The 23361-nt window shown below is 62.6% G+C and carries 19 protein-coding genes; 8 read left to right on the plus strand and 11 right to left on the minus strand.

Features of this window, described 5'->3' with window-relative positions:
- The first annotated feature begins 299 nt into the window (after nucleotides 1-299).
- The 5 genes from ctaD (at nucleotide 300) to VR71_RS24275 (ending at nucleotide 6384) form a co-directional block, all read left to right on the plus strand.
- A complete protein-coding gene (gene ctaD / locus VR71_RS24255; protein ID WP_009817850.1) occupies nucleotides 300-1973 on the plus strand; it encodes a cytochrome c oxidase subunit I in 1674 nt (557 codons plus the stop codon).
- Between the two features lie 152 nt (nucleotides 1974-2125).
- Nucleotides 2126-3055, plus strand: coding sequence for a dihydroneopterin aldolase (locus VR71_RS24260; protein WP_045686845.1), 930 nt, complete (start codon nucleotides 2126-2128; stop codon nucleotides 3053-3055).
- Between the two features lie 184 nt (nucleotides 3056-3239).
- Entirely contained in the window at nucleotides 3240-4499 is a 1260-nt protein-coding gene (gene fabF / locus VR71_RS24265; RefSeq protein ID WP_045686846.1) for a beta-ketoacyl-ACP synthase II, read from the plus strand.
- Nucleotides 4499-5656 (plus strand): endolytic transglycosylase MltG, encoded by a 1158-nt coding sequence (gene mltG / locus VR71_RS24270; protein WP_045686847.1) that lies wholly within the window; start codon nucleotides 4499-4501, stop codon nucleotides 5654-5656. The genes fabF and mltG overlap by 1 nt, the downstream gene beginning before the upstream one ends.
- Before the next feature lie 158 nt (nucleotides 5657-5814).
- The gene (locus VR71_RS24275; RefSeq protein ID WP_296430872.1) at nucleotides 5815-6384 is read left to right on the plus strand and encodes a hypothetical protein; all 570 of its coding nucleotides are present in this window, start codon (nucleotides 5815-5817) and stop codon (nucleotides 6382-6384) included.
- Nucleotides 6385-6630: 246 nt separating this feature from the next.
- Here the strand turns inward: VR71_RS24275 and VR71_RS24280 are convergent, their stop codons facing one another.
- From VR71_RS24280 to VR71_RS24290, 3 genes are all read right to left on the minus strand, one after another.
- Nucleotides 6631-7563, minus strand: coding sequence for an ABC transporter permease (locus VR71_RS24280; RefSeq protein WP_009817856.1), 933 nt, complete (start codon nucleotides 7561-7563; stop codon nucleotides 6631-6633).
- Nucleotides 7556-8563 carry an ABC transporter permease gene (locus VR71_RS24285; RefSeq protein ID WP_045686849.1) on the minus strand — a complete coding sequence of 336 codons (1008 nt, stop codon included), beginning with the start codon at nucleotides 8561-8563 and terminating at the stop codon, nucleotides 7556-7558. The genes VR71_RS24280 and VR71_RS24285 overlap by 8 nt, the downstream gene beginning before the upstream one ends.
- A gap of 89 nt (nucleotides 8564-8652) precedes the next feature.
- Entirely contained in the window at nucleotides 8653-10353 is a 1701-nt protein-coding gene (locus VR71_RS24290; RefSeq protein WP_045686850.1) for a peptide ABC transporter substrate-binding protein, read from the minus strand.
- 300 nt (nucleotides 10354-10653) lie between these two features.
- Here VR71_RS24290 and VR71_RS24295 point away from each other — a divergent pair, with 300 nt between their 5' ends.
- Both VR71_RS24295 and argE read left to right on the plus strand, forming a co-directional pair.
- On the plus strand, nucleotides 10654-12474 hold the full coding sequence (locus tag VR71_RS24295; protein ID WP_045686851.1) for an ABC transporter ATP-binding protein: 1821 nt from the start codon (nucleotides 10654-10656) through the stop codon (nucleotides 12472-12474).
- Between the two features lie 2 nt (nucleotides 12475-12476).
- On the plus strand, nucleotides 12477-13643 hold the full coding sequence (gene argE, locus VR71_RS24300) for an acetylornithine deacetylase (RefSeq protein WP_045686852.1): 1167 nt from the start codon (nucleotides 12477-12479) through the stop codon (nucleotides 13641-13643).
- A 9-nt stretch (nucleotides 13644-13652) separates the two neighbouring features.
- Here argE and VR71_RS24305 read toward each other — a convergent pair whose 3' ends face one another.
- The 8 genes from VR71_RS24305 to VR71_RS24340 are packed head-to-tail and all read right to left on the minus strand — an operon-like array spanning nucleotide 13653 to nucleotide 22740.
- Nucleotides 13653-14567, minus strand: coding sequence for an FAD:protein FMN transferase (locus VR71_RS24305; RefSeq protein WP_045686853.1), 915 nt, complete (start codon nucleotides 14565-14567; stop codon nucleotides 13653-13655).
- A gap of 1 nt (nucleotide 14568) precedes the next feature.
- On the minus strand, nucleotides 14569-15141 hold the full coding sequence (locus tag VR71_RS24310; protein ID WP_045686854.1) for a nitrous oxide reductase accessory protein NosL: 573 nt from the start codon (nucleotides 15139-15141) through the stop codon (nucleotides 14569-14571).
- On the minus strand, nucleotides 15138-15971 hold the full coding sequence (locus VR71_RS24315) for an ABC transporter permease subunit (protein WP_045686855.1): 834 nt from the start codon (nucleotides 15969-15971) through the stop codon (nucleotides 15138-15140). Before VR71_RS24315 ends, VR71_RS24310 begins: the two co-directional genes overlap by 4 nt.
- Nucleotides 15968-16864 (minus strand): ABC transporter ATP-binding protein, encoded by an 897-nt coding sequence (locus VR71_RS24320; RefSeq protein WP_045686856.1) that lies wholly within the window; start codon nucleotides 16862-16864, stop codon nucleotides 15968-15970. The genes VR71_RS24315 and VR71_RS24320 overlap by 4 nt, the downstream gene beginning before the upstream one ends.
- Entirely contained in the window at nucleotides 16830-18164 is a 1335-nt protein-coding gene (locus VR71_RS24325; protein WP_045686857.1) for a nitrous oxide reductase family maturation protein NosD, read from the minus strand. Before VR71_RS24325 ends, VR71_RS24320 begins: the two co-directional genes overlap by 35 nt.
- A gap of 3 nt (nucleotides 18165-18167) precedes the next feature.
- The gene (gene nosZ, locus VR71_RS24330; protein ID WP_045686885.1) at nucleotides 18168-20120 is read right to left on the minus strand and encodes a TAT-dependent nitrous-oxide reductase; all 1953 of its coding nucleotides are present in this window, start codon (nucleotides 20118-20120) and stop codon (nucleotides 18168-18170) included.
- Between the two features lie 2 nt (nucleotides 20121-20122).
- Nucleotides 20123-22342: a NosR/NirI family protein gene (locus tag VR71_RS24335; protein ID WP_045686858.1), complete on the minus strand. Its 2220-nt coding sequence runs from the start codon at nucleotides 22340-22342 to the stop codon at nucleotides 20123-20125.
- Between the two features lie 11 nt (nucleotides 22343-22353).
- The gene (locus tag VR71_RS24340) at nucleotides 22354-22740 is read right to left on the minus strand and encodes a hypothetical protein (RefSeq protein WP_009817868.1); all 387 of its coding nucleotides are present in this window, start codon (nucleotides 22738-22740) and stop codon (nucleotides 22354-22356) included.
- 142 nt (nucleotides 22741-22882) lie between these two features.
- Here VR71_RS24340 and VR71_RS24345 point away from each other — a divergent pair, with 142 nt between their 5' ends.
- Entirely contained in the window at nucleotides 22883-23353 is a 471-nt protein-coding gene (locus VR71_RS24345; protein WP_045686859.1) for an Rrf2 family transcriptional regulator, read from the plus strand.
- The last annotated feature ends 8 nt before the right edge of the window (nucleotides 23354-23361 follow it).

A 23361-nucleotide genomic window follows, 5' to 3' on the forward strand; every position in this document is an offset into this window, starting at 1 on the left:
CGAGCCCGAGGATGACGGGTGTGGGTGCGGTGGGAGGTCCTCGGGTCAGGCCCGAGGATGACGGGGTGTGGGTGTGTGTGGCTGGAGGTCCTCGGGTCAGGCCCGAGGATGACCACCCCCCCAAATCCCCCCGTTATCACCACCCCTTCCCGCAAGGGGGTGCGACAAAATTCTTTGATCTGCATCAATTTCGCGCATTGCCGCGCCCCACCGGACATTCTAAAACCCAAACAGATCACGGGCAGGTGGGACTCAATCGTTCTGCATGCTGCGGCACTAACACCAGCAGGAGGCAAACAATGGCAGATGCAGCCATTCACGGCCACGAACACGAAGATCAGCGCGGGTTTTTCACCCGGTGGTTCATGTCCACGAACCACAAGGATATCGGTATCCTCTATCTGATCGTCTCGGCTTTCGTCGGCCTGATCTCGGTCATGTTCACCGTTTACATGCGGATGGAACTGATGGAACCGGGCGTTCAGTATATGTGCATGGAAGGCGCGCGGTTCATCGCCTCTGATGTCGCGGACTGTACGCCCAACGGCCACCTCTGGAACGTGATGATCACCTATCACGGCGTTTTGATGATGTTCTTTGTCGTCATCCCGGCGCTCTTTGGAGGGTTTGGCAACTATTTCATGCCGTTGCAGATCGGCGCGCCGGATATGGCGTTTCCGCGCATGAACAACCTGTCGTTCTGGCTCTATGTCGCGGGCACCTCGCTGGGTGTGGCGTCGCTCTTGGCACCGGGTGGCAATGGTCAGCTGGGCTCGGGTGTGGGCTGGGTGCTCTATCCGCCGCTCTCGACCAATGAGGCCGGCATGTCGATGGATCTGGCGATTTTCGCGGTCCACGTGTCGGGTGCAAGCTCGATTCTGGGTGCGATCAACATGATCACCACCTTCCTCAACATGCGCGCGCCGGGCATGACGCTGTTCAAGGTGCCGCTGTTTTCGTGGTCGATCTTTGTCACAGCCTGGCTGATCCTGCTCAGCCTGCCGGTTCTGGCGGGGGCGATCACCATGCTTCTGACCGACCGCAATTTTGGGACCACCTTCTTTGATCCCTCGGGCGGCGGCGATCCGATCCTCTATCAGCACATCCTGTGGTTCTTTGGCCACCCGGAAGTGTATATCATCATCCTGCCCGGTTTCGGCATCATCAGCCATGTGATCGCCACCTTCTCGCGCAAGCCGATCTTTGGCTATCTGCCGATGGTCTGGGCGTTGATCGCGATTGGGGTTCTGGGCTTTGTCGTCTGGGCGCACCACATGTATACGGTGGGCATGTCGCTGACCCAGCAGAGCTATTTCATGCTGGCCACGATGGTCATCGCGGTGCCGACAGGCGTCAAGGTGTTCTCTTGGATTGCGACCATGTGGGGCGGCTCGATCGAGTTCAAGACGCCGATGCTCTGGGCGTTTGGATTCCTCTTTCTGTTCACCGTGGGCGGCGTCACCGGCATCGTGCTCAGCCAGGCCGCGATCGACCGCGCCTATCACGACACCTATTATGTCGTGGCGCATTTCCACTATGTGATGAGCCTTGGCGCGGTGTTTGCCATCTTTGCGGGGATTTACTTTTACTTCCCCAAGATGACCGGGCGCATGTTGCCGGAGTGGGCCGGAAAGCTGCACTTTTGGGCGATGTTCATCGGTGCGAACCTGACGTTCTTCCCGCAGCACTTCTTGGGTCGTCAGGGCATGCCGCGTCGCTACATCGACTATCCCGAGGCCTTTGCGGTCTGGAACTGGTGGTCGTCGATTGGAGCATTCCTGTCCTTTGCCTCCTTCGTGTTCTTCATAGGTCTGGTGGTCTACACGCTGCTGCGCGGCGCCCGTGAGACGCGGCCGAATCCGTGGAACGAATATGCGGACACGCTGGAATGGACCCTGCCATCGCCGCCGCCGGAGCATACGTTTGAGACGCTCCCCAAGCGTGAAGACTGGGACAAGCAGCCCGCGCACTGAACGGGACGACATGATACGGCAAAGGCCCCGGACATATCCGGGGCCTTTTGCGTTGCGGCTGCCGCGCGGCGTTCCCCGACTGTCGCATTCGCCCTTTCAAGGGCTTTGGTCCGCATGCTATCCCCTTGCCCAAGTTACGCAGGAACCATGCCATGACCCAAGAAATCCGCCTCGCTTTTGAGCATCCGTCGGCCCGCGCGCGCGCCACCTCGCCCGATGGGCCACTGGATCGCATTTCGGTGCGCGACCATGTGGTCGCGGTCGAGATCGGTGCCTTTCAGGCCGAGCGTGGCACGACGCAGCGTCTTTGCTTTAATGTCGTGGTCGAGGTGCGCCCGCTGACCGATGCCATCGAGGATGATGTGGACCGCATCCTGAGCTATGACAAGGTAACAGAGGCGATTGCCGCCGAACTGGCGGAGGAGCGGCTGAACCTGCTGGAAACCCTCGCCGAACGTATCGCCGAGCGCATCCTGTGGGAACCACAGGCGGTGCGCACCTTTGTGCGGATCGAGAAACTGGACCGGGGACCGGGGGCGTTGGGTGTCGAGATCGTGCGCTCGGTCAATGATCTCAAGACCAAGCCGATCACGCCGCATGCCGCCACCACGCCGCATCCGCATGTGGTGTTCCTGACCAATACCGCGATCGGCTCGCCCAATCTTGGCCGCTGGCTTGACCAGCTTGAGGCGCGGGCAGAGCCGGTGATCCTCTGCGTCGGACGCGCCGATCAACCCGCGCCACAGACCGGGCACCGGATGACGCAACGTCGCGTGGATCTCTTGGCGATGGAGCAGAATGCCTGGGTGCTGGCGGGGCGCGATGAGCGCTGCGTCGTGGTGGCGACCCGCACCGAGCTGGATTGGTCGATGAAACACGGGCAGATCAGCGTTTGGGCCCCCTCAAAGATCGTGCTTGACGCCGTGGATGGGCCGGGGGTGGCGACGGATGATCCGGTGGCGCTTGCTGCATGGTTTGCGGGGCACATCGAGGCGTCGGATCTGTTGATGATCGGAGAGGCTCCGCCGAAGTCCTGTCGTGTGCCGGTGCTGTTTCAGGACGTGGCGCAATCGGGGCTGTGACAGAGGTCATTGGCACCGCTCTGCGCGAAGGCTTGGCCGCTGCTGACCATAACATCCAAGTCACCGCAGCCTGTTTTGCCCCCTTGACCGGCAAGGCCATGCGCGTGACGGTGTGATGCTCTTGCTCCTTGGGGTAAAGCCGGGGTAAGAGCAGCAAAAGCACAACCAAGGGAGAGGCAGCATCATGCGGCGTGTCGTTGTCACAGGTATGGGTCTGGTGACCCCGCTGGCCGATGGGGTCGAACTGACTTGGAGTCGTCTTTTGGCGGGTCAATCCGGGGCGGGGACGATCATCCGATTTGACCCGGTCAATGTGGTGACGAAATACGCCTGCCAGATTCCCTTGGGTGATGGCACCGATGGCACCTTTCATGCCGATAAATACATGGAGCCGAAAGAGCGCCGCAAGGTCGATGATTTCATCCTCTACGGCATTGCCGCAGCACAGCAGGCGGTCGAGGATTCGGGCTGGATGCCCGAGGATGAGGCCGCGCGCGAGCGCACCGGTGTCATGCTGGGATCGGGCATCGGCGGGTTGCGCTCGATCGAGGAAACGGCGGGCATCATCCGCGAAAAAGGCGTGCGGCGGGTGTCGCCGTTCTTTATTCCCGGCGCGCTGATCAACCTGATCTCGGGGCAGGTGAGTATTCGCTATGGTTTCAAAGGACCGAACCATTCGGTCGTGACCGCCTGCGCCACGGGCGCGCATGCGATTGGCGATGCCGCGCGGCTCATTCAGTGGGGCGACGCCGATGTGATGGTGGCGGGGGGGGCCGAAGCCTCGATCTGCGAGATCGGGATTGCCGGGTTCAACGCCTGCAAGGCGCTGTCGACGAAACGCGCCGATGATCCACAGGGCGCAAGCCGCCCCTATGACGTGGACCGTGACGGGTTTGTCATGGGCGAGGGCGCGGGCGTGGTGGTGCTTGAGGAATACGAGCATGCCAAGGCGCGGGGCGCAAAAATCTATGCCGAAATTCTGGGCTATGGTCTCTCGGGGGATGCCTACCACATCACCGCCCCGTCCGAGACGGGTGATGGCGGGTTCCGCGCGATGCAGGCGGCGCTCAATCGCGCAGGGCTGACCGCGTCGGATATTGATTATGTCAACGCGCATGGCACATCGACCATGGCCGATACCATCGAATTGAAGGCGGTTGAGCGGCTCTTGGGCAATGCGGCGGCCAATGTGACGATGAGCTCGACGAAATCCTCGGTCGGGCATCTTCTTGGGGCGGCAGGTGCTGTCGAGGCGATTTTCTGCATTCTGGCGATCCGCGATCAGGTGGCCCCGCCGACGATCAATCTGGACAATCCGGCAGTGGAGACCCCGCTTGATCTGGCCCCCAATGTCAAGCGTGAGCGCAAGATTGACGTGGCGCTCTCCAACAGCTTTGGCTTTGGCGGCACCAATGCGGCGCTGATTGTTGGGAAACCGCGCTGATGTGGCGACACATCGTTTCAAACTTTCTGACGCTGCTGGTGGTGGCGGTGTTTCTGCTCGGGGGCGTGATCCTCTGGGGGCAACAGCAATATTCGGCGCGCGGTCCCTTGTCAGATGCGATCTGTCTGCGGGTTGATCCCGGCAGCAACATGCGCCGGGTGTCGTCGAAGCTGGAAACCGAGGGCGCGGTCAGCAGCGGCGCGATTTTCCGCATCGGCGCGGAATATGGGGACAAGACCGGGCTGCTCAAGGCCGGAAGCTGGCTTATCCCTGAAGCGGCGAGCATGGCCGAGATCACGGATCTGATCACACGCGGCGGGGCCAGCACCTGTGGCACCGAGGTGGTGTACCGCTTGGGCGTGACCAGTTCCGAGGTGGTGGTGCGCGAATTGGATGCGGCCACGGGCCGGTATGAGGAACGCGCCAAGTTCGATCCTGCCGCCGAGGGCGAGATCCCGGAGGAATTCACCCGTGTGCGCGAGCAGGCCGATACGCGCTACCGTGTGGCCCTGGCCGAGGGGGTCACAAGCTGGCAGGTGGTCGAGGCGTTGAAGGCCGTTGATGTGCTGACCGGCGAGGTGGCCGAGGTGCCGCCCGAGGGCACGCTGGCCCCCGACAGCTATGAGGTGAGCACGGACGATACCCGCGAGAGCGTTTTGGCGCGGATGAGCGAGGCGCAGGCGGTCATTCTGGAAGAGGCCTGGCAGGGGCGGGCCGAGGGGCTGCCGCTCGAGTCGGCGCAAGAGGCGCTGATTCTGGCCTCGATCATCGAAAAGGAAACCGGCGTGGCGGATGAGCGGCGGCAGGTGGCTAGCGTTTTTGTCAACCGGCTCAGTCGTGGCATGCGGCTTCAGACCGACCCGACGGTGATCTATGGTGTGACCGAGGGGAGGGGCGTCTTGGGCCGGGGTTTGCGGCAGAGCGAATTGCGCGGCGCGACGCCTTGGAACACCTATGTGATCGAGGGGCTGCCGCCGACGCCCATCGCCAATCCGGGCCGCGCCAGCATCGAGGCGGCGGTAAACCCGGATAGCACGGACTACGTGTTCTTTGTGGCCGATGGCTCTGGTGGCCATGCGTTTGCCGAGACCTTGGATGAGCACAACCGCAACGTCGCCCGCTGGCGCGAGATCGAGGCGGAGCGCGGGAATAACTGAGGGGGGCTGGGGCTTTGACGTCTTGTCCAACTCTGCCGACGCCATTTTGCACGCTACCGAAGATTTGCGCTGAGCCCCCTTGTATTCTTTTGAAATCAGCGGAATAGGCAGTTTAGCCTGTCGGAATTGGTAGGTATGTAGGTTGAAAGGTCTATCCCATGATAAATCGTAGAGTGTTTCTGGGGGTCTCGTTTGCCGGTCTTGTGGCAGGCTGTCAGACAACCACGGAGGGCAGCGCCCCTTCGTCCAAGGCCCCTGCAACGGCCCCTGTACCTGATGGCACCGTTGCAATGGCCGATGTTCGGATCGTGGATGTCGATGTGAAATTCGTCGACCATATCACGCAATCAGGTCGGACCTTTGACCATCCCAACGACGCAATTCTGGCAGAGGTCAAGGCCGCGATGCTGCGGACGCTGCCTGCGGCCAATCCCGGCGGAACGGTGCCGGTGACGGCCGAAGTGACCGTGCTCAATGTCTTTATCACCAACGGGGCCGCCGCCATCCTGATGGGCAGCGGGGCCAGTTCCATCACCGCCAAGACGATTCTGCGACGCACGGATACTGGCGCGCAGGTTGGGCGCGGCATGGATGTGACCGGAAGTTCGGGTGCGCGGCCCACCATCTTTGGCGCGGCGGCGATCAAGGCACCTGCGATGGAGGTGCAATTGGCTGCGGCGGATCTGGCTAAGAAAACCAAGGGGCGGATTTACGGGAAGTCCTCTTGAGGGAAGGCGCATGGGGATGGGGCCATTCGCGCGAATAGCACCGAAGGTGCCGCGCGATCGCCAGACCGCCCCCCGGTCTGGCGATTTTGCAGCGAAGCGCAGCGCTTCGAGGTTACACTGACTTGGCTGGCATAAAGTGGCAGTTGCCGCCGTTTCATCGCCAAACCGCGGTCTGGAGATCACGCGGCACGGTGACCGTGCAACGAAATGTCCATGTCAGGCGAGCCCCAAGTCTGCTCTCCCCCATCACCGCCCCCGTATTCTCGGGTCCAGCGCGTCGCGCAGGCCATCGCCCATGTAGTTGATCGACAGCACCGTGAGCGAGATCCCCAGGCCGGGCCAGAACACGCGCTCGGGGTAGTCCTGTAGATACTGTGTGGCGTCGTTCAAGAGCCGCCCCCAGGTCGGGAAATCGGGGGGGAAGCCGAGGCCCAGAAAGCTGAGCGCGCTTTCAGTAATGATCGCATTGGCGATGCCGAGCGTGGCCGAGACCATGATCGGCGACATCACATTGGGCAGGATATGCCGGGTGATGAGGCCGAAATTGGTGGTGCCGATAGAGCGGGCGGCGAGGATGAATTCCCGCTCTTTCAGCGCCAGCACATCGCCGCGCACGATGCGGGCGGTGGGCATCCAGCTTGTCACGCCGATGGCCACCACGATCAGGATGAAAATGCCCCGCTCGGGACCAAAGGTGCCGTTGAGCGCCTCGCGGAACAAGAGCACCATCACGAGCAATAGCGGCAGAAGCGGCAGCGACAGGAAGAGGTCGGTGAGGCGCATGAGCGGCCCGTCGAGACGGCGGAAGAAGCCCGCGAGTACGCCCACAAGTGAGCCGAGTACCAAGGCCAGCAACATCGCCGTCAGACCCACCGCAATCGAGGTCTGCCCGCCCGCCATCATCCGCGCCAGCGTGTCGCGGCCCAATTGATCGGTGCCAAAGGGATGCGCCCAGCTTGGCCCCTGATTGCGGGCGCGGATGTCGATGAAGGTGGCGTCATAGGGCCAGACATGGGGTCCGATGAACACGGCAACGATGATAAGCACAAGGATAACCCCACCGGCGAGGGCGCCCCGGTGGCTCTTGAACTGGTCCCAGACATCGCGCCATTGGCTGCGCGGCGGGGCGGTGGGGCCAGTATCGGCGAGGGCCGCGATGGGTTTGGGGGTCTCAGTCATAACGTATCCTCGGGTCGAGCACGCCGTAGAGCACATCGGCGATGATGTTGAAGAACACGATCAGCACCGCGATGATGAAGGTCACGGTCTGCACCATCGGCAGGTCATTCGCCTGAATGGCGGTGATCAGGAGTTGGCCGAGGCCGTTCACCTTGAATATCTGTTCGGTGATGATCGCGCCGCCAAAGATCGACGGCACGCCGAGGGCGATGACCGTGATCACCGGGATCATCGAATTGCGCAGCACATGCGCCATGACCACTGTCCATTCCGAAAGCCCCTTGGCGCGGGCGGTGCGCACGTAGTCCTGATTGAGATTGTCGAGCATCGAGGCGCGCATGAAGCGGCTGATCTGTGCGGTTGTTTGCAGCGCCAGCACCATCACCGGCATGACCATCTGCATCAATTGCAGTTTGAACGTCTGCCAGTCGACCACCACCAGCGTGGTGTCATAGATCGAGGGCAGCCAGCCCAGTTGCACCGAAAAGATCACGATTACCAGCACGCCGGAGAAAAAAGGCGGCACCGAATAGCCGACCATGGTGATGAAGGTGCCGGTCTGATCGAACACGGAATATTGGCGGTAGGCGGAATAGATGCCGATGGGCAGGGCAATGAGGATACCCACCACATAGGACATGGCCACCACCCAGAGGGTTTGCGGCATGCGCTGCACGACCACATCCATCACCGGCGAGCGGAATTGCCAGCTGAGGACGCGCTGCTGGCCTTCGGCCAAGGCCGTGCCAAACAGCCAGTCGATGAACATCATCGGCTCGACCACGAAGAATTGCCACATCCATTTGACAAAGCGGATATGGGTGGGTTCGCCCAGCCCCAGCGCCAGACGCATCTTTTCCTTGACCTCGGGCGGCACGGTCAGCGGCACCTGTGCCATCGGGTCGCCGGGGGCGAGTTCGAGCAGGAGAAAGATCACGAGGCTGATAAACAGCAGCGTCGGGATCGCGAGGACAAGCCGTCGGATCGTATAGGTCAGCATGCGCGGCGCCTTATGCGGTCGTTCTTATCGTTGTCGGGCAAGCAAGGTGCCGCCCCGGAGTTGATCCGGGGCAGCCGTTTCGGATCAGATCACTTGATCCGGAACCAGTCCGCAGCGTTCCAAAGCTCGGTGTCCCAAGTGTTCAACTCGACCCCGCCCAGCGTGTTGGAGCGGGCCGAGACGCGGCCACGGTCCACAAGAGGCACGATGGTGTAGCTGTCCTTGGTCAGCATGTCGTTGAGGGTTTTGGCGATTTCCGCGCGCTTTTCCAGTTCTGCGGTGCGGCCCAGTTCCTTGATCAACTCGTCATAGGCCGGGTCGCAGAAGCGGTTGATATTCTCGCCTTGCCACTGGGTTTCGGGGCGCGGTGCCTTGTTGCAGGTGTAGCCCGCCAGATAGGACTGCGGATCGGTGCCATCAAAGTTGTTGGCGTACATTTCCACATCGGAGTAGAATTTCGGGAAGGTGTCGGGGCTGCCCGGATCGCTGCCGAAGAACACAGAGGCCGAGATATTGCGCAATTCGGTTTCGACACCGATTTCCGACCACCACTGTTTGATCAGGGCCTGAAAATCCTGACGCACGGCATTGGTCGAGGTCTGATAGAGCAGCGACAGTTTCTTGCCGTCCTTTTCGCGGATGCCACCGGCGCCCACGGTCCAGCCTGCCTCTTCCAAGAGCGCCTTGGCGCCTTCGATATCCTGCACCAAGCAGTCGGTGTTGTCGGAGGCAAAGATTTCCGGTGCGGGCACCAGATTGCAGGTGGCGCGGCCTGCTTTGCCATAGCCCACTTCGACCAGCAATTCGCGGTCAATTGCCATTGAGAGCGCCTGACGCACGCGCATGTCGGTCAGGATCGGGTGCGGGTGCTTGGCGGTGGCGCGCTCGCCCTCGGGCAGGTCGGGCGAGGGGTCGGTCATGTTCATCTCGATCCGCTCGACCAGCGTGCCAAAGGCCGACATGGCCACGCCCTTGCCTGCCGCCTCCATATTGGCGATCACGTCGGGGGCGAGTTGCAGGTTCCACGCATAGTCGAATTCGCCGGTTTCCAGCACCGCGCGCCCTGCCGCCGTGGCATCGCCGCCGCCCTTGAAGGTCATGGTCGCAAAACGCGGCTTGGCCGGGTCGCGGTAATTCGGGTTGGCCGAGAGCGAGATCACGTCATTGGGCCGGAATTCGTCCACCTTGAACGGGCCGGTGCCGATGGGCGAGAAATTCGCATCGGTGCATTCCGGGGCCTTGGGGCCAAGGCATTCGGCAAATTGCGCGGCTTGAATGATCGGGGCCTGACCGCCCATAAACGGGCCGTAGGGCACCGGGGTGGGCTGTGAGAAGTTGACCTTGACCGTCAGGTCGTCGATGACCTCGACCGACTCCACGCCTTCGTATTTACCAAGCTGGGCGCAGCCGCCCTCGGGGTGCATGCAGTATTCGGCGGTGAATTTCACGTCCGTGGCGGTAAAGGGCGTGCCGTCCGACCACAGGATGCCCGGCTTGATCTTCCATGTGATGGAGGTGAGATCCTCGGACACGCCGCCATTTTCGACGGTTGGAATTTCTTCGGCCAGATAGGGGATCATCTCGCCCTTGGTGTTGTAGCGGCCCAAGGGTTCGATCACGAGGCTGGCGGCCTCGACCTCTTTGGTGCCGCCCGAGAGATAGGGATTCATGATCGAGGGCGCTTGCCAATAGATCAGATTGACATGGCCATCCGCGCCGCGCTCTGCCATCGCGACAGAGGCGAGGCTGGTGGCGGCGGTCGCGCCAAGGAGTAGGGATTTCAGTGTCATGGGTGGGTCTTCCTCCGGTGTTGGACAGCGGTTTGTTGTGCCATCTCATTCGCTTTTTTCCCGGCGCGTCAGGGACGTGACCGGGCGAGTGCCGCAAAGAGAAGCCGCCAGCACCGTCGGTGTCAGGCTGCCGCATCCCCAGACGACATGGGGCATCTCAGACCGGATAAGTTTAAATTGCAAGCATTCCATTTGGGCGTGTGCGCAAAGGAGCATCACAATTCCCGTGTTATTTGACTCGGAGGCGGCAAAGTGAGTAGCGTTTGAGCAGTGTTCCCCAAAGGTGAGAGGTCGCGGCGCATGCTGGATACCCCGATTGTCCGGATCGAGAATCTCCGGGTTGAGTTCGAGACACGGGATGGGCCGGTGGTTGGGGTCGAGGATGTCTCCTTTACAGTCAATGCCGGTGAGACCGTGTGCATCGTTGGTGAATCCGGGTCGGGCAAGTCGGTGTCGTCGCTGTCGCTGATGCGGCTGGTGGAATATGGCGGTGGCACGATTGCCGGCGGGCAGATGATCTTTGACCGCAAGGAGGGTGGGGCTGTCGATCTCGCTCAGACGGATCAAAGCCTGATGCGCACGATCCGGGGCAATGAGATCGGGATGATCTTTCAAGAGCCGATGACGGCGCTTAACCCGGTGTTCACCGTGGGGCGGCAATTGTCCGAAGGGTTGCGGGTGCATCGCGGTTTGAGCAAGGCAGAAGCGCGGGCGCGGGCGCTGGACCTGTTGCGCGAGGTGCGCATTCCCGAGCCGGAGCGGCGGCTCGATCAATATCCGCATGAATTGTCGGGCGGCATGCGCCAGCGGGTGGTGATTGCCATGGCGCTGGCCTGCGCGCCGCGCCTGTTGATTGCGGATGAGCCGACGACGGCGCTTGATGTGACGATTCAGGCCGAGATTCTGGCGCTGATTGACCGGCTCAAGCGCGAGACCGGGACGGCGGTGGTGTTCATCACCCATGACATGGCGGTGGTGGCGCAGATGGCTGACCGGGTGGTCGTCATGTTTCGCGGCAACAAGGTCGAAGAGGGCACGGTCGAGCAGATATTCGAGGCCCCGGCGCATGAGTATACCCGCGCGCTCTTGGCCGCTGTGCCGAAACTTGGCGAGATGCGCGGCAAGGCCTATCCCGAGCCGATGCGCCTGTTGGGGTCCGATGCGCATGAGATCAAGCCGATCAGGGGCTACGATGACGAATTGTTGCATGTCAGCGGCTTGACCACGCGGTTCCCGGTCAAGGGCGGGTTCTTTCGCCGGACACTGGCCAATGTGCACGCGGTCGAGGATGTGTCGTTCACGTTGTCACGCGGGCGCACGCTGAGCCTTGTGGGGGAATCAGGCTGTGGCAAATCCACCGCCGGGCGGTCGATCCTGCGGCTGATCGAGCCAACCTCGGGCGAGGTGCGGCTGGGCGGAGTGGATATCATGGCGCTCACGCCGCCCGAGTTGCGCCGTGCGCGGGTGGATATGCAGATGGTGTTTCAAGACCCGTTCGCGAGCCTCAATCCGCAGATGAAGCTGGCGGCACAGGTGGCCGAACCGATGCGCAATTATGGGCTGGCGACCGGGTCCGAGATCGAAGACCGGGTGGCGATGCTGTTTGACCGGGTGGAGTTGCCGCGCTCGTTTCTGCGGCGGTTTCCGCATGAGTTGAGCGGCGGACAGCGGCAGCGGGTGGCGATTGCCCGCGCGCTGGCGCTCAATCCCAAGCTGATTGTCGCGGATGAGGCGGTGAGCGCCTTGGATGTGAGCGTGCAGGCGCAGGTGCTCAACCTGATGATGGAATTGCAGGCCGATCTGGGGCTGAGTTACCTCTTTATCAGCCATGACATGGCGGTGGTCGAGCGGGTCAGTCATGATGTGGGCGTCATGTACCTGGGCCGGATCGTGGAACGGGGGCCGCGCGCTGCGGTGTTCGAGAACCCGCAGCATCCCTATACGCAAGCGTTGATGAAGGCGGTGCCGATTGCCGATCCACGGCGGCGGAAATCCGAAAAGGATCTGAACTTCAAGCCGATCCCCTCGCCGATCCACCGGGTCGGGTATGAGCCGGGACCGTCGGTGTATAAAGAGGTCGATCCGGGGCATTTCGTGCTGACGTCCGAGAGCGGGTATTGAGCATGGCCGAGCGTTTGACGCCGTTCGAGATCATGGAACGGCTGGTGGCTTTTCCAACCGTGAGCCGTGACAGCAATCTGCCCTTGGTGGATTGGGTCGAGGATTATTTGGCGGGCCATGGCATATCCGCCCATCGCCATTATGACGAGACCGGCGAGAAGGCGGCGATTTTCGCGCATGTTGGGCCGGAGGTGGCGGGCGGTGTCGTGCTCTCGGGGCATACCGATGTGGTGCCGGTGGATGGCCAGCCCTGGGCCAGCGATCCCTTTGTGGTGGTGGAGCGCGACGGCAAATATTACGGGCGCGGCTGTTGCGACATGAAGGGGTTTGATGCGTTGGCGATCTGGGCGCTGGTCGAGGCGCAGCACGCCGGTGTGGCGCGGCCCCTGCAACTGGCGCTGAGCTATGACGAGGAAGTGGGCTGTGTCGGCGCGCCGCCGATGATCGAGCGGATGCTCGAGGTGCTGCCGCGCGCGGAACTGGCGATCATCGGCGAGCCGTCGATGATGCAGGCGGTGACGGGGCACAAGGGCGGGCTGGGCTATGAGGTGCATATGGTGGGGTTCGAGGTGCATAGCTCGATCATGCATCGCGGGGTCAATGCGATCATGGCGGCGGCGCCCTTGATCGACTGGGCCAATGTTCAGAATGCCGAAAACCGCGCGCGCAGGCCTTCGGAACTGGCGTCGATGTTTGAGCCGCCGTGGACCACCTTGCATGTGGGGCAGATTGCGGGTGGCACGGCGCATAACATCACCGCCAAGGATTGCCGGTTCGGCATGGATTTCCGGGTTGTGCCGGGTGAGGACCCCGAAGACTGGGGGCGGCGGTTCGAGGCGCGGGTGACTGAGGCCGAGGCCGATATGCGGGCGGTGCATCCGGAGGCCCGGATTGATCTGCGGCCCAAGTTTCAGGTGCCGGGGTTGAAACCCGAAGAGGCGGGCGCGGCTGAGGGCTTGGTGCGGCAGATCACCGGCGATAATGGGCGGCATGTGGTCAGCTACGGCACCGAGGCCGGGCAGTTTCAGGAGCGCGGGTATTCTGCGGTAATCTGTGGTCCCGGCGACATTGCGCAGGCACATCAGCCGGATGAATTTATCACCGTGGCGCAGTTCGAGGCCGGGCATGATTTCATGCGGGCGTTGTTGGAGCGGCTCAAGAGCGCGTGAGAAACTGGCTCAGGCGGGGGCGAGATGCACCACCTCTGCACCTTTGAGAGCAGAAGCTGCGGCGTCTATTTCCTCTTTTGACATCAGGCACATGGCGGTGCTGAGCGCGTCGGCGAGTGCTGCGCTGTCGGCGGTGACGCTGATGAGGTGCCAGCGTGGTGTTGCGGGTTTGCCGGTCCGGGGATCGAGGATATGACCTGCGGTGGCCTCGGCATCGAAGACGGTGCCCAAAGGCGCGGAGGAGGCCAGAGCGCGGTCGCGCAGGCTGATGTGCGGGCGGTCGGGTGCGTCGAGCGTCACCGGCCAGTCGCCGCCCTGCGGAGTGCCACCAAGGGCGCGCAATTCGCCGGTGTCGATCAGGATGTCGCTCAGCCCTTCGGCCTGCAAGAGATGCGCGATGCGATCCGCGATATAGCCCTGTGCGATGCCATTGAGGGTGAGCGCCATGCCGGGGCGCAGGGTGATGGCGCTGGCCTCATAGCGCAGATCAGCCCATGCGCCATGGGCGCGCGCCGCTGCGATTTCGGTGTCGGAGGGCGAATGGCCCGCGCTGTGGCTGCGGGCATAGAGATCCCAGAGTGGTTGCACGGTGGGATCAAACAGCCCGAGGGTTGCGCGGTGTGCCGTGGCGGCCAGAGACAGGCAATCGAGCAACTCAAAAGGGGGCGCGTCGAGATGGCCGGTGGCATTGAGTTGGCTCAGGGCGGAACTCGTGCGGTAGAGGCTGAAGATCTGCTCCAATCGCTCGATCTCGGCGCGGGCGGCCTTGGTGATGCGCGTGGCCTCGGGGTGGCTGAGGGTGATCGTGGCGCGTGCGCCAAGGGCGGTGCCCTGCCAGCGATGCAGGATCGTGGCCTGAGCGGTCGGCGCACAGGTCATGGCCGCGGCGGAGATGGTCAGGAAACGGCGGCGGGAGAGGGTCATATCAGTTCTGCCTTTCGCGGGACAGTTGGTTCAGGCGGGCCTCGAATTCGTCCTCTTCGGCGCGGTCCGTAATGCCGGTCGCGATGGGCACTGCCGACAGAACGTCGCTATCCGCCACCTCTGCCAGCCGCAGGACATGCCCGCCGCGTGCCTCTGCAAAGGCCGCAGCATCCTTTGCGCCGAGAAACGGCACCAGTTCGGGCGCGTCCATGCCACCCGTTGCATCCGAGCCGATCACGTAATGCGCCCCCGTGGCGTCGATCCAGTTTTCGGCCCCGGGCTGGTCCCAACTGGCGGCGGCGGCCATGTCATTGACATAGATGGCGGTGATGGCGTGGCTCTGTTCGGGCATGCGCTGATAGGCGATGGCGTCGCGCACCTGACTGAAGAAGAGGGGGTGATCCAAGCCCTCAAGATGCACCTGCGCCTTGGGGCCGGGATGCTCCAAAAGGTCCATCTGGCAGTAGTGGCCGACAGCCTCTGCCGTGAGGGAGACCGGGTCGGGGCGGGTCGCCACCTCTTCCTTGCAGGCGGCAAGGGCGAGGGGCAACAGGAGGATTGGCAGGAGTTTCATGGCGTGACCCTCCGAAGGGCGGCGACCGCCAACCCGAAGGCGGCCAGCGGCCAGAGCAAGACCGAGATCAGCGCGTGCGCTGCCGGAATGGTCTGGGCCGCGCCGCCAAGGCCAGAGGCCGCTGCCGTCGCCTCGGAGGCGGCGAGGTTGTAGAGGCGGAAGGCGTCGGCGGGATTGGCCAGCAAGAGCCATGGCAGGGCGCGGGTGGTGAACACCCCGCCGCCATCGGCCACGACCGCCGCCAAGAGCCCGAGATCATAGAGCACGACGAGGGCAAGCCAGACGCCAATGGCAAGCCCTGCCGCTGTCCCCGGACGCCGCGCGATGGATGAGAGCGCATAGCCCAAGGCGAGAAACACCGCGCCCAAGAGGATCGAAGACCAGAAGAGGCGCAGCAGCGCGGGCAGGCCTGTCACCGCCTCGGGGTCAGTTGCAAGGGCTGTGATGGCGGCCAGCCCATAGCCCACGCCAACGGCAATCGTCAGCACCGCCAGATGCGCCGCGAATTTACCCAAGAGGACGCCGGAGCGTGACACCGGATAGGTTAGTGTGAGCGAGAGCGTGCCGCGCTCGACCTCGCCCGCCACGGCGTCAAAGGACATCAGAAGCGCCATCAGCGGCACGAGGTAGACGCCGAGGGATGTCAGGCTGGCCACCGTGACCGAGAGCGCATCCACGCCGACATCGCCGGTGGGCGCGCTGCCTGCGGCGGAGAGCACGAGGGCAAAGAGCGCCATCAGCGCCACGGTGATCGTCACCCAGCGGTTGCGCAGGGCGATGCGGAATTCGGTGGTGCCGAGGGCGGCCACGGGTCTGAGGAGGGCGGTCATTGGTCGTCTCTCCGGCTGAAATGGCTGTAGAGGTCTTCGAGGCTGGGGGGGATGATCTCGACATCGTCGATCAGGTCTTGGATCGCGGCGATATCGCCCAAACGGGTCAGTTTCTCGTCATGGGCGCAGGTCAGATCGACCATGACGCCATTGCGCCGTCCGCCTAACAGTTGCGCGGCCACGCGGTCCGCCGCCCCCGGTCTGGCCGAGACCTGCAAGCGGATCGGCAAGGCGGCACGGCGGCGCAGGGCGCTGAGCGTGTCATTGGCCATCAGGCGGCCTTGCGACAGGATCACGATGCGGTCGGTGCGGGCCTCGACCTCGGTCAGGGCATGGGAGGAGAGCAGGATTGCGGCCCCCTCGGCGGCCAGTCCATCCAGAATGGCGTAGAACTCGCGGCGCGACACGGGGTCAAGCCCACTGGTCGGCTCGTCGAGGACCAAGAGGCGCGGCTGGCCGATCAGCGCCTGAGCAAGACCCACGCGCTGCCGCATGCCCTTGGAATAGGTGCCGATGCGGCGGCGGGCGGCGTCACCCAATCCAACGCGCTCCAACAGTGCCATCGCCTGCGCCGGATCGCAGCCGCGCAGGCGCAGGTAGAGGCGGATTTGCTCCAGCCCGGTCAAGGCCGGATGAAAGGCCACGTTTTCCGGTAGATAGGCGGTGCCCTCGCGGGCGCTCGAACTGCCGGGGGCGGCACCCAAGACCTCGATCTGACCAGAGGTGGCGGGGATGAGGCCGAGGATGATCTTCATCAGCGTGGATTTTCCAGCCCCGTTATGGCCCAAGAGTGCCACCCGTTCACCGGGGGCCACGGTAAAGCCGACCGCGTCAAGGGCGGTCACGCCATCGTAGCGCTTAGTGACGTGCGAGAGGGTCAAACTGTGCATCATCTGTCTTTCTGTTACGCGCGGTGGCCATGGCGCGGGCCTCCATCGCGGCGATAGCGTCCGGCACCGTCACGATGACGGGCCGCATCAGGGGGGCGCTGTCCAGCACGCCGCCGGGCAGCGAGGCGGGGAAATGTTTCTGACCCCAGCGGATCAGTTGCACGGCAGGCGCGCCCATCAGGAGGCTGGCGGCGGGCTGGGACCACAGGATGTGATCCATCAGATCATTGGGGCGAAAACTGGCATCGGCGATGCCGTCGCCATCCAGATCAAAGGCGGGATGGTCTGACCAATAGTTGCCGCGCCCGTCATGGCTCCATTCCACATGCTTCGTGCCGACGTATTTCACTTGCGTCCGGTTGCCGAGAAAGGCGTTGCCGGTGATGGCGTTGCGTTCCGATCCGGCGGTGAAATGGATACCGATCTCGCAGCCCTCAAAGCGGTTGTCATAGATCAGGTTGCGGTGGGCGTTGTAGATGAAGGTGCATTTTTCGGTGCCGCCGCGTACCAGATTGCCGCGAATATCAGCGTTGTTGGCATAATTGAGCATCAGGCCGTGGCTGCGGTCCGCGAGGCTGAGATTGTTATGCACAGTGATACGGTTCGAGAACATCAGCGCAAAGCCGAGGGTATTGCCGATTGAGATATTGCCCGACACCTCGGAATTGTTGGCATACATGTAATGCACCGCAAAGCGCAGGTCGCGCATCAGGTTGCGGCGGAATATGCCATCGTTGGAAGCGTTCACGAAAATGCCGTCGCGGCCAAGGCGGATGTCGTTATTCTCGATGACGGTGCCGGGGGCGTTCCACACATATACGCCATTGCCCCGGCTGTTCATATGGTGATCGGTGCGCCCGACAATGCGGTTGCCGCGCACGGTGGCCTGTTTGGGACCATGCACATCGACGCCGTAGAGATTGCCGAGGATGTCGTTGTCCTCGACCAGCACGCGCGCCGCGGTCCGGGTGATCTGCACGCCGCTGTCGATGGCGTCATGGTCGCTGCCTGATCCGGTCAGGGTGAGGCCGCGCACGGTGATATCGCTGCCGGTGATGGTGATGACAGAGCCGGTGCCGCCGGCGTCGATGGTGGCTGCGCCTTGCCCGTCGAGTGTCACAGGACGGTTGAGTGTCACCGGGCCGTTGTGCTGGCCCGGCGCGAGGGTGAGCACATCGCCGGGCAATGCCCCGGCGATGGCAGTGGCAAGCGCCCCGGTCTGGGCCGGAACATGCCGTTCGGCAGCGGCGACCGGGGTCGCCACGCCGAGAAACAGGATCAGGCCGAGGAGAGCGCGCAACATGGCTCAGGCGCCTTTCGGTTCGACGAACATACGGCCGCGCATTTCCATGTGCAGCGCGTGGCAGAACCACTGGCAATAGTACCAGTAGACGCCCGGTTTGGCCGCGACAAAGGTGGCGGAGGCGGTGGCCTGCGGTGCGATCTCAAAGGCAACACCGTGATCGCCCATGCAGAAGCCATGCGTCAGGTCGTCGATGTCGTCGATATTGGTGACGATGACCGTGACCTCATCGCCTTCCTTGACGGTAAAGCTCTCAAGGCTGAACGACGGTGCCTGACTGGACATGTAGACCCGCACCTTGTTGCCGTCGCGAATGATCGTATCGGCCCAATCGTCGATATTCACACCGTCCTTTTCGGCCTGCGCGCGGGTTTCGGCCCACATCGGATCGTTGCGGTCCCAGTTGTTGCGCGGGTTCACGACAGAGCGGTGAACGATGATGCTGTCATGCGGTTCGGCAAAGGTCGGGCTGTCGTGCAGAAGCGTGAGATTGGTGCCGTCCATTGAGAACAACTGTTCATTCTCAGGCTTGAGCGGGCCGACGTTGAGGAACCGGTCCTTGGAGAACTTGTTCATCGAGATGAACCATTTGCCATCCGCGTCCAGCGTCTCGCCCATCGAGGTCGAGTTGTGGCCGGGCTGGTAATGCACATCCGCCTTGGAGCGGATCGGATCGACCGTCTCGCCTGCATAGGCCTTGACCGCATCCTCGATGTTCCAGACGACGATCTGGCTGTCGAGAAAGAGCGTGGTCAGGGCGTTGCCCTTGCCGTCAAAGGCGGTGTGGAGCGGCCCGAGGCCCAATTCCGGTTCGGCCACCACGACAGAGCGCGGATCGGCCCCGTCAAAGAACACCGCATCAAGTTTGCGCACGTCGATCACCGATACGGTGGGCGAGAGCTTGCCGCCGATGCAGAGGTGGATCTTGTCGGGCGCCATGTTGCAACCATGCGGGTTGTTGGGCACCGGGATATAGCGGGTGTAGGTCTTGTTCTGGCCTTTGCGGCCGTCGATCACCTTGACGCCGTTCAACTCGACAAAGTCGCCCGCTGCGATGCCTTTCTCGATCTCGGCGAGATTGAAGACGACGACGTGATCGCGCTCGAATTCGGTCATTTCGGCCAGAGAAATGCCCATTTCCGAGTTGTAGGAGGTCGAAAAGGCATATTTTCCGTCATAATCGGCATCGGTGTTGTCGAGGTTGCCCGAGACCATCACCTGCCACGCCACTTCCATCTTGTCGGCGTCGATGGCGGTGTAGAAGTTCACATATTGCGACGGATCGTCGAGGATCTGACCATCGTTGACCATCGGGCCTTCATCCTCGCCATTGGCAAAGACATAGTTGGTGCGTGGCCATTTCTGCGGGCGCAGACCGTGGATGGCCTTGGCGTTAGGGATCTCAAGGATCTTGTCGGCCTTCATCACGTCGAGGCGGACGCGCGCGACGCGGGTATTGGCCTTGTCGTTCATGAATAGGAAACGCCCGTCGTATTTGCCCTCGGTGAAGGACATGTGGACGTGGTGCAGGTCGCCGTTGTCATGCACCTTTTTGCCATTGGCGGCGAGGTAGTTCTTGGTGCGCTCGGACATGCCCTCGGTCAGCACCTTGAGGGATTCGTTGGTCTGGCCCCAGCCGGTGGCGGAGCAGCGGTTGAACACCGGAATCCGCATGAATTCGCGCATCGACGGGATACCGAGGATACGGACCTCGCCGGTCTGGCCCGAGGACCAGAACCCGTAATATTCATCGAGTTCGCCGGGGGCGAGATGCGACGAGGCAGCGGCGGCTGTGGCCTGAGTGGGTGCGGTCGCCACGGCGGTTGCGACACCGGCGGCCCCGCCCATAAGCGCCATGCGCGACGCGCCTAGGGTCCCGAGGGCTGCGGCGCCGCCTGCGGTGGCGCCCAACAGGCCCCGGCGGCTGATCCCGGTTTTCTTGGCATCGGTTGACATGATCATTGTCCTTTCTTCATGTTTGGGTGGTTTGCGATCATCCGGTCCAGCGCTGCCGCGCTGTCAGAGGCGCTCTTGCGGCGCTTCAGTTGTTTGATGACGACCGGACATTTGGTCTCCGACTGGTAGAGAACCTGACAGTGCAGACAGTTCAGGCACTCGTTCGGGTTGATTTCGCCAGTGGGATGGATGGCCTGCACCATGCATTCATGGGCGCAGGTCTGGCAGGGGTTGCCGCATTCGCGGTAGCGCTTGAGCCAATCGAACATGCGCAGGCGGGCGGGGATTGCGAGGGCCGCGCCCAGGGGGCAGAGGTAGCGGCAATAGAACCGTTCGACGAAGAGCCCCGCCGCCAAGAGGGCCAGCGCGTAGGCGACAAAGGGCCAGGCGCGTGCGAACTTCAGCACGATGGCGGTCTTGAACGGCTCGATCTCGGCCAGATGTTCGGCCTGTTCGATCGAGGCGAGTGAGACACCGAAAAGCCCGAGGAAGATCATGTATTTGATCGGCCAGAGGCGTTCATGCAGGCCCCAGGGCAGGGTCCATTGCGGCACGCCCAATTTGCGTGCGATGCGATTGGTCAACTCTTGCAGAGCGCCGAACGGGCAGAGCCAGCCGCAATAGGCCCCGCGCCCCCAGAAGATCAGTGAGGCCGCAACCGCGAACCAGAGGATGAAGGTCAGCGGATCAAGCAGGAACGCCTGCCAGCTGAAATCCGTGGTCAGCGCGCCAAAGAGCGCCATCAGGTTGACGACCGAAAGCTGCGCATTGGCATACCAGCCCAGAAAGACCAGCGTGACCGTGAGAAACCCCATGCGGAACCATGTTGTGATCCGCTCGGAGCGCACGAGATAGCTCTGGAAGAAGAACGCAAGGGTGAGGATCGTCAGCATGACGCCAAGCCCCACGATCTCGACGGACTTGTCGCGCCAGATGCGGGTCCAGAGGGCGGTTTGGGCGGCGCTCTCGGTCTCGGACACTTGCGCCAGCGGGGCAGCCAGAGCCGGGGCGGCAAGGACGCGCAGGTAGGGTGCGGGCAACTGATAGCCGAGGTCGAAGGTGGTAAAGACCCGTTCGATAGCGGCGACATCGCGTTGCACCAGCAGTTGCAGGCGCCACGGTTCTGCAGGGTCAAAGCCAGCATCTGCGGGGATCTTGAAGATATCCATCTCCGAGAGCACCGGCACGCCATCGGCCATGATCTCGCCCACGCGGCGGTGACCCCGGTCGCGAAAGCGCACTGAGTCCTCGCCCTGCACCAGAATGATGCGGTCGAACACACCGCCGCGCACATAGCCGGAGCCCTTGAAGGAGTAGAGGCCACGGGCGGCCACCAGAATGGCATGCTCGCCCTCGTCCAGCCAGTCTGTCAGATTGGCATATTCCGCCGCGCCCAGCAGTTTGCGCCCGATGGCGGGCACGCTGATGAGCGTGGCATACATGTCGATATAGGTGTCGCCCTCGGGCGCGGTGATCGGGCGGGCGGCGGCGCGGGGATCGTCCATAGCGGCAAAGGCGGCGTTGACCTGTCCCACATCCAGCGACATGCGGCGCAGCGTGCCGTCCCCGGTGAGGGTGAACCAGTCATCGGCGGCCTCTGCGTCGGGGTTCAGTTCGAACTTCGGGCCAGAGGGGGCGGTGAGCGGCGAAAGGCCGCCCAATCCCAAAGCCCGCGCCACGCGAATGCCCGAACGGGTGATTGAATCGTCGATCACCATGATCGTGACGGTCGCGCCCGAGATGATGTCGAGTTCATGCGCCGATCCGCCCTCTGCGGCCTCGGCCACCAGATCGAGGCCGACGAAATCCGCGACCAGCTTGGCCACCTTGGCCTCGGGGATGCCGATCAGGACGATGGGTTCAGAGTGTTTGACCAGCTTGACGCCGGTCAGTTTGGCGTCAAGGCCGACGGCGACCATCACATGGATGGGTTTGCCGGAATATCCTGTTGTGCCAACGAAATCGGACGTGATGAAGGCCCAGCCAATGGTTTCTCCGCCGCGCAGCACCGGAGCCACGGGCAGGTCGCTGCGCATTGCGCCATAGCTGTCGGCGCCCTCGACCAGCGTCGCGGCGGGCACGTCCGTCAGATAGGTTGCGAGAAACGGGGATTGCGCCTGAACCGCCGTGACGGAGGTCATCAGAATGATCCAGATGGCAAGGGCCCACACCACAAAGAAGCCAATGGTGCGGCACGTCGGATCGAGGTAGGCGCGGGGCATTGAGAAGACTTTCATACAGTGGCCTTTGGGGCCGGGGGCGCGCGGCTGCGCGGCTGCAAGACGGTGCTGGGGTGATGCAGGGCGGTGCCGGGCCGGGCGGTGCCGGCGGTTTCACGGGCCACGCCCGCGTGGGATACGGCGGTGCCAAGGGTCGCCTGTGCGCCTGCCTGCAAACAGTGGTCGCAGAGCATCTTGGTGCAGTTCGGCAGTTCCACAGGCGTGCCATCGCGGGTGAGATGGACGGTTTTATGCCCCTCGCCATCGGCACAGATCACCAGTTCTGTGAGGGTCGCCTCAAGCACCGCACGCCCTGCAGCACGGCCCGCGGCAATACCGCCGAGCGCCATGGAAAGCGCCAGCAGCAGGCAGAGCATGAAGGGGCCAGTGATCCGTTTCATGAGGCAGACTTTACCAAAGCCGACGCGAGTCGATCTTGATATGGATCAACCTAAATATCTCTTTAATGAGGTATATGTCGCAGGTGCAGCCTCTTGCCAAACTCCGGTCTTTCAGGATCATGTACAGTAACGGGAGCCTGAGATGCGTCTAACAAAGTTTACAGATTATTCCTTGCGTGTTCTTTTGTATGCGGCGACGTTGAAGCCGAAGCAACTGACGACGATAGAAGAGACATCCAACCTCTATGGTATTTCGCGCGCGCATCTCAAGAAGGTGGTGCTCGGGCTTATCCATGAGGGATTTCTGGAAGGTGTGCGCGGGCGGAGTGGCGGGTTTCGGCTGGCCATGCCCGCCCATGAAATCAATCTCGGGCAGCTTTTGCGCAAGACGGAGCCGGATTTTGCTCTGGCGGAATGTTTCCTGCCGGATAATGCCTGTCGGGTCACAAAAGGCTGTCGTTTGCCGATTGTTTTGAATTTGGCGCTGTCCAATTTCCTCAAGACATTCGACGATTTCACGCTGGCAGATGTGGCGCTTGCGCCGCGATACTTTGGATTGCCGGAGCAAGAGAGCTATCCGCAGCGCGGCCCAAACCTGTCTGACTCCCTCTGATCCCACCT

The sequence above is a fragment of the Roseovarius sp. BRH_c41 genome, from assembly GCF_000961715.1.
Lineage (GTDB): Bacteria > Pseudomonadota > Alphaproteobacteria > Rhodobacterales > Rhodobacteraceae > Roseovarius.

What these genes read in the sequence shown, in the direction of transcription:
- VR71_RS24260 (WP_045686845.1), top strand. Translation starts at nt 2,126, where the DNA reads ATGACCCAAGAAATCCGCCTCGCTTTTGAGCATCCGTCGGCCCGCGCG.
- nosZ (WP_045686885.1), bottom strand. Translation starts at nt 20,120, where the DNA reads ATGTCAACCGATGCCAAGAAAACCGGGATCAGCCGCCGGGGCCTGTTG.
- VR71_RS24345 (WP_045686859.1), top strand. Translation starts at nt 22,883, where the DNA reads ATGCGTCTAACAAAGTTTACAGATTATTCCTTGCGTGTTCTTTTGTAT.
- VR71_RS24335 (WP_045686858.1), bottom strand. Translation starts at nt 22,342, where the DNA reads ATGCCCCGCGCCTACCTCGATCCGACGTGCCGCACCATTGGCTTCTTT.
- VR71_RS24305 (WP_045686853.1), bottom strand. Translation starts at nt 14,567, where the DNA reads ATGACCCTCTCCCGCCGCCGTTTCCTGACCATCTCCGCCGCGGCCATG.
- fabF (WP_045686846.1), top strand. Translation starts at nt 3,240, where the DNA reads ATGCGGCGTGTCGTTGTCACAGGTATGGGTCTGGTGACCCCGCTGGCC.
- VR71_RS24340 (WP_009817868.1), bottom strand. Translation starts at nt 22,740, where the DNA reads ATGAAACGGATCACTGGCCCCTTCATGCTCTGCCTGCTGCTGGCGCTT.
- ctaD (WP_009817850.1), top strand. Translation starts at nt 300, where the DNA reads ATGGCAGATGCAGCCATTCACGGCCACGAACACGAAGATCAGCGCGGG.
- VR71_RS24320 (WP_045686856.1), bottom strand. Translation starts at nt 16,864, where the DNA reads ATGATGCACAGTTTGACCCTCTCGCACGTCACTAAGCGCTACGATGGC.
- VR71_RS24285 (WP_045686849.1), bottom strand. Translation starts at nt 8,563, where the DNA reads ATGCTGACCTATACGATCCGACGGCTTGTCCTCGCGATCCCGACGCTG.
- VR71_RS24275 (WP_296430872.1), top strand. Translation starts at nt 5,815, where the DNA reads ATGATAAATCGTAGAGTGTTTCTGGGGGTCTCGTTTGCCGGTCTTGTG.
- VR71_RS24315 (WP_045686855.1), bottom strand. Translation starts at nt 15,971, where the DNA reads ATGACCGCCCTCCTCAGACCCGTGGCCGCCCTCGGCACCACCGAATTC.
- VR71_RS24290 (WP_045686850.1), bottom strand. Translation starts at nt 10,353, where the DNA reads ATGACACTGAAATCCCTACTCCTTGGCGCGACCGCCGCCACCAGCCTC.
- mltG (WP_045686847.1), top strand. Translation starts at nt 4,499, where the DNA reads ATGTGGCGACACATCGTTTCAAACTTTCTGACGCTGCTGGTGGTGGCG.
- VR71_RS24295 (WP_045686851.1), top strand. Translation starts at nt 10,654, where the DNA reads ATGCTGGATACCCCGATTGTCCGGATCGAGAATCTCCGGGTTGAGTTC.
- argE (WP_045686852.1), top strand. Translation starts at nt 12,477, where the DNA reads ATGGCCGAGCGTTTGACGCCGTTCGAGATCATGGAACGGCTGGTGGCT.
- VR71_RS24325 (WP_045686857.1), bottom strand. Translation starts at nt 18,164, where the DNA reads ATGTTGCGCGCTCTCCTCGGCCTGATCCTGTTTCTCGGCGTGGCGACC.
- VR71_RS24280 (WP_009817856.1), bottom strand. Translation starts at nt 7,563, where the DNA reads ATGACTGAGACCCCCAAACCCATCGCGGCCCTCGCCGATACTGGCCCC.
- VR71_RS24310 (WP_045686854.1), bottom strand. Translation starts at nt 15,141, where the DNA reads ATGAAACTCCTGCCAATCCTCCTGTTGCCCCTCGCCCTTGCCGCCTGC.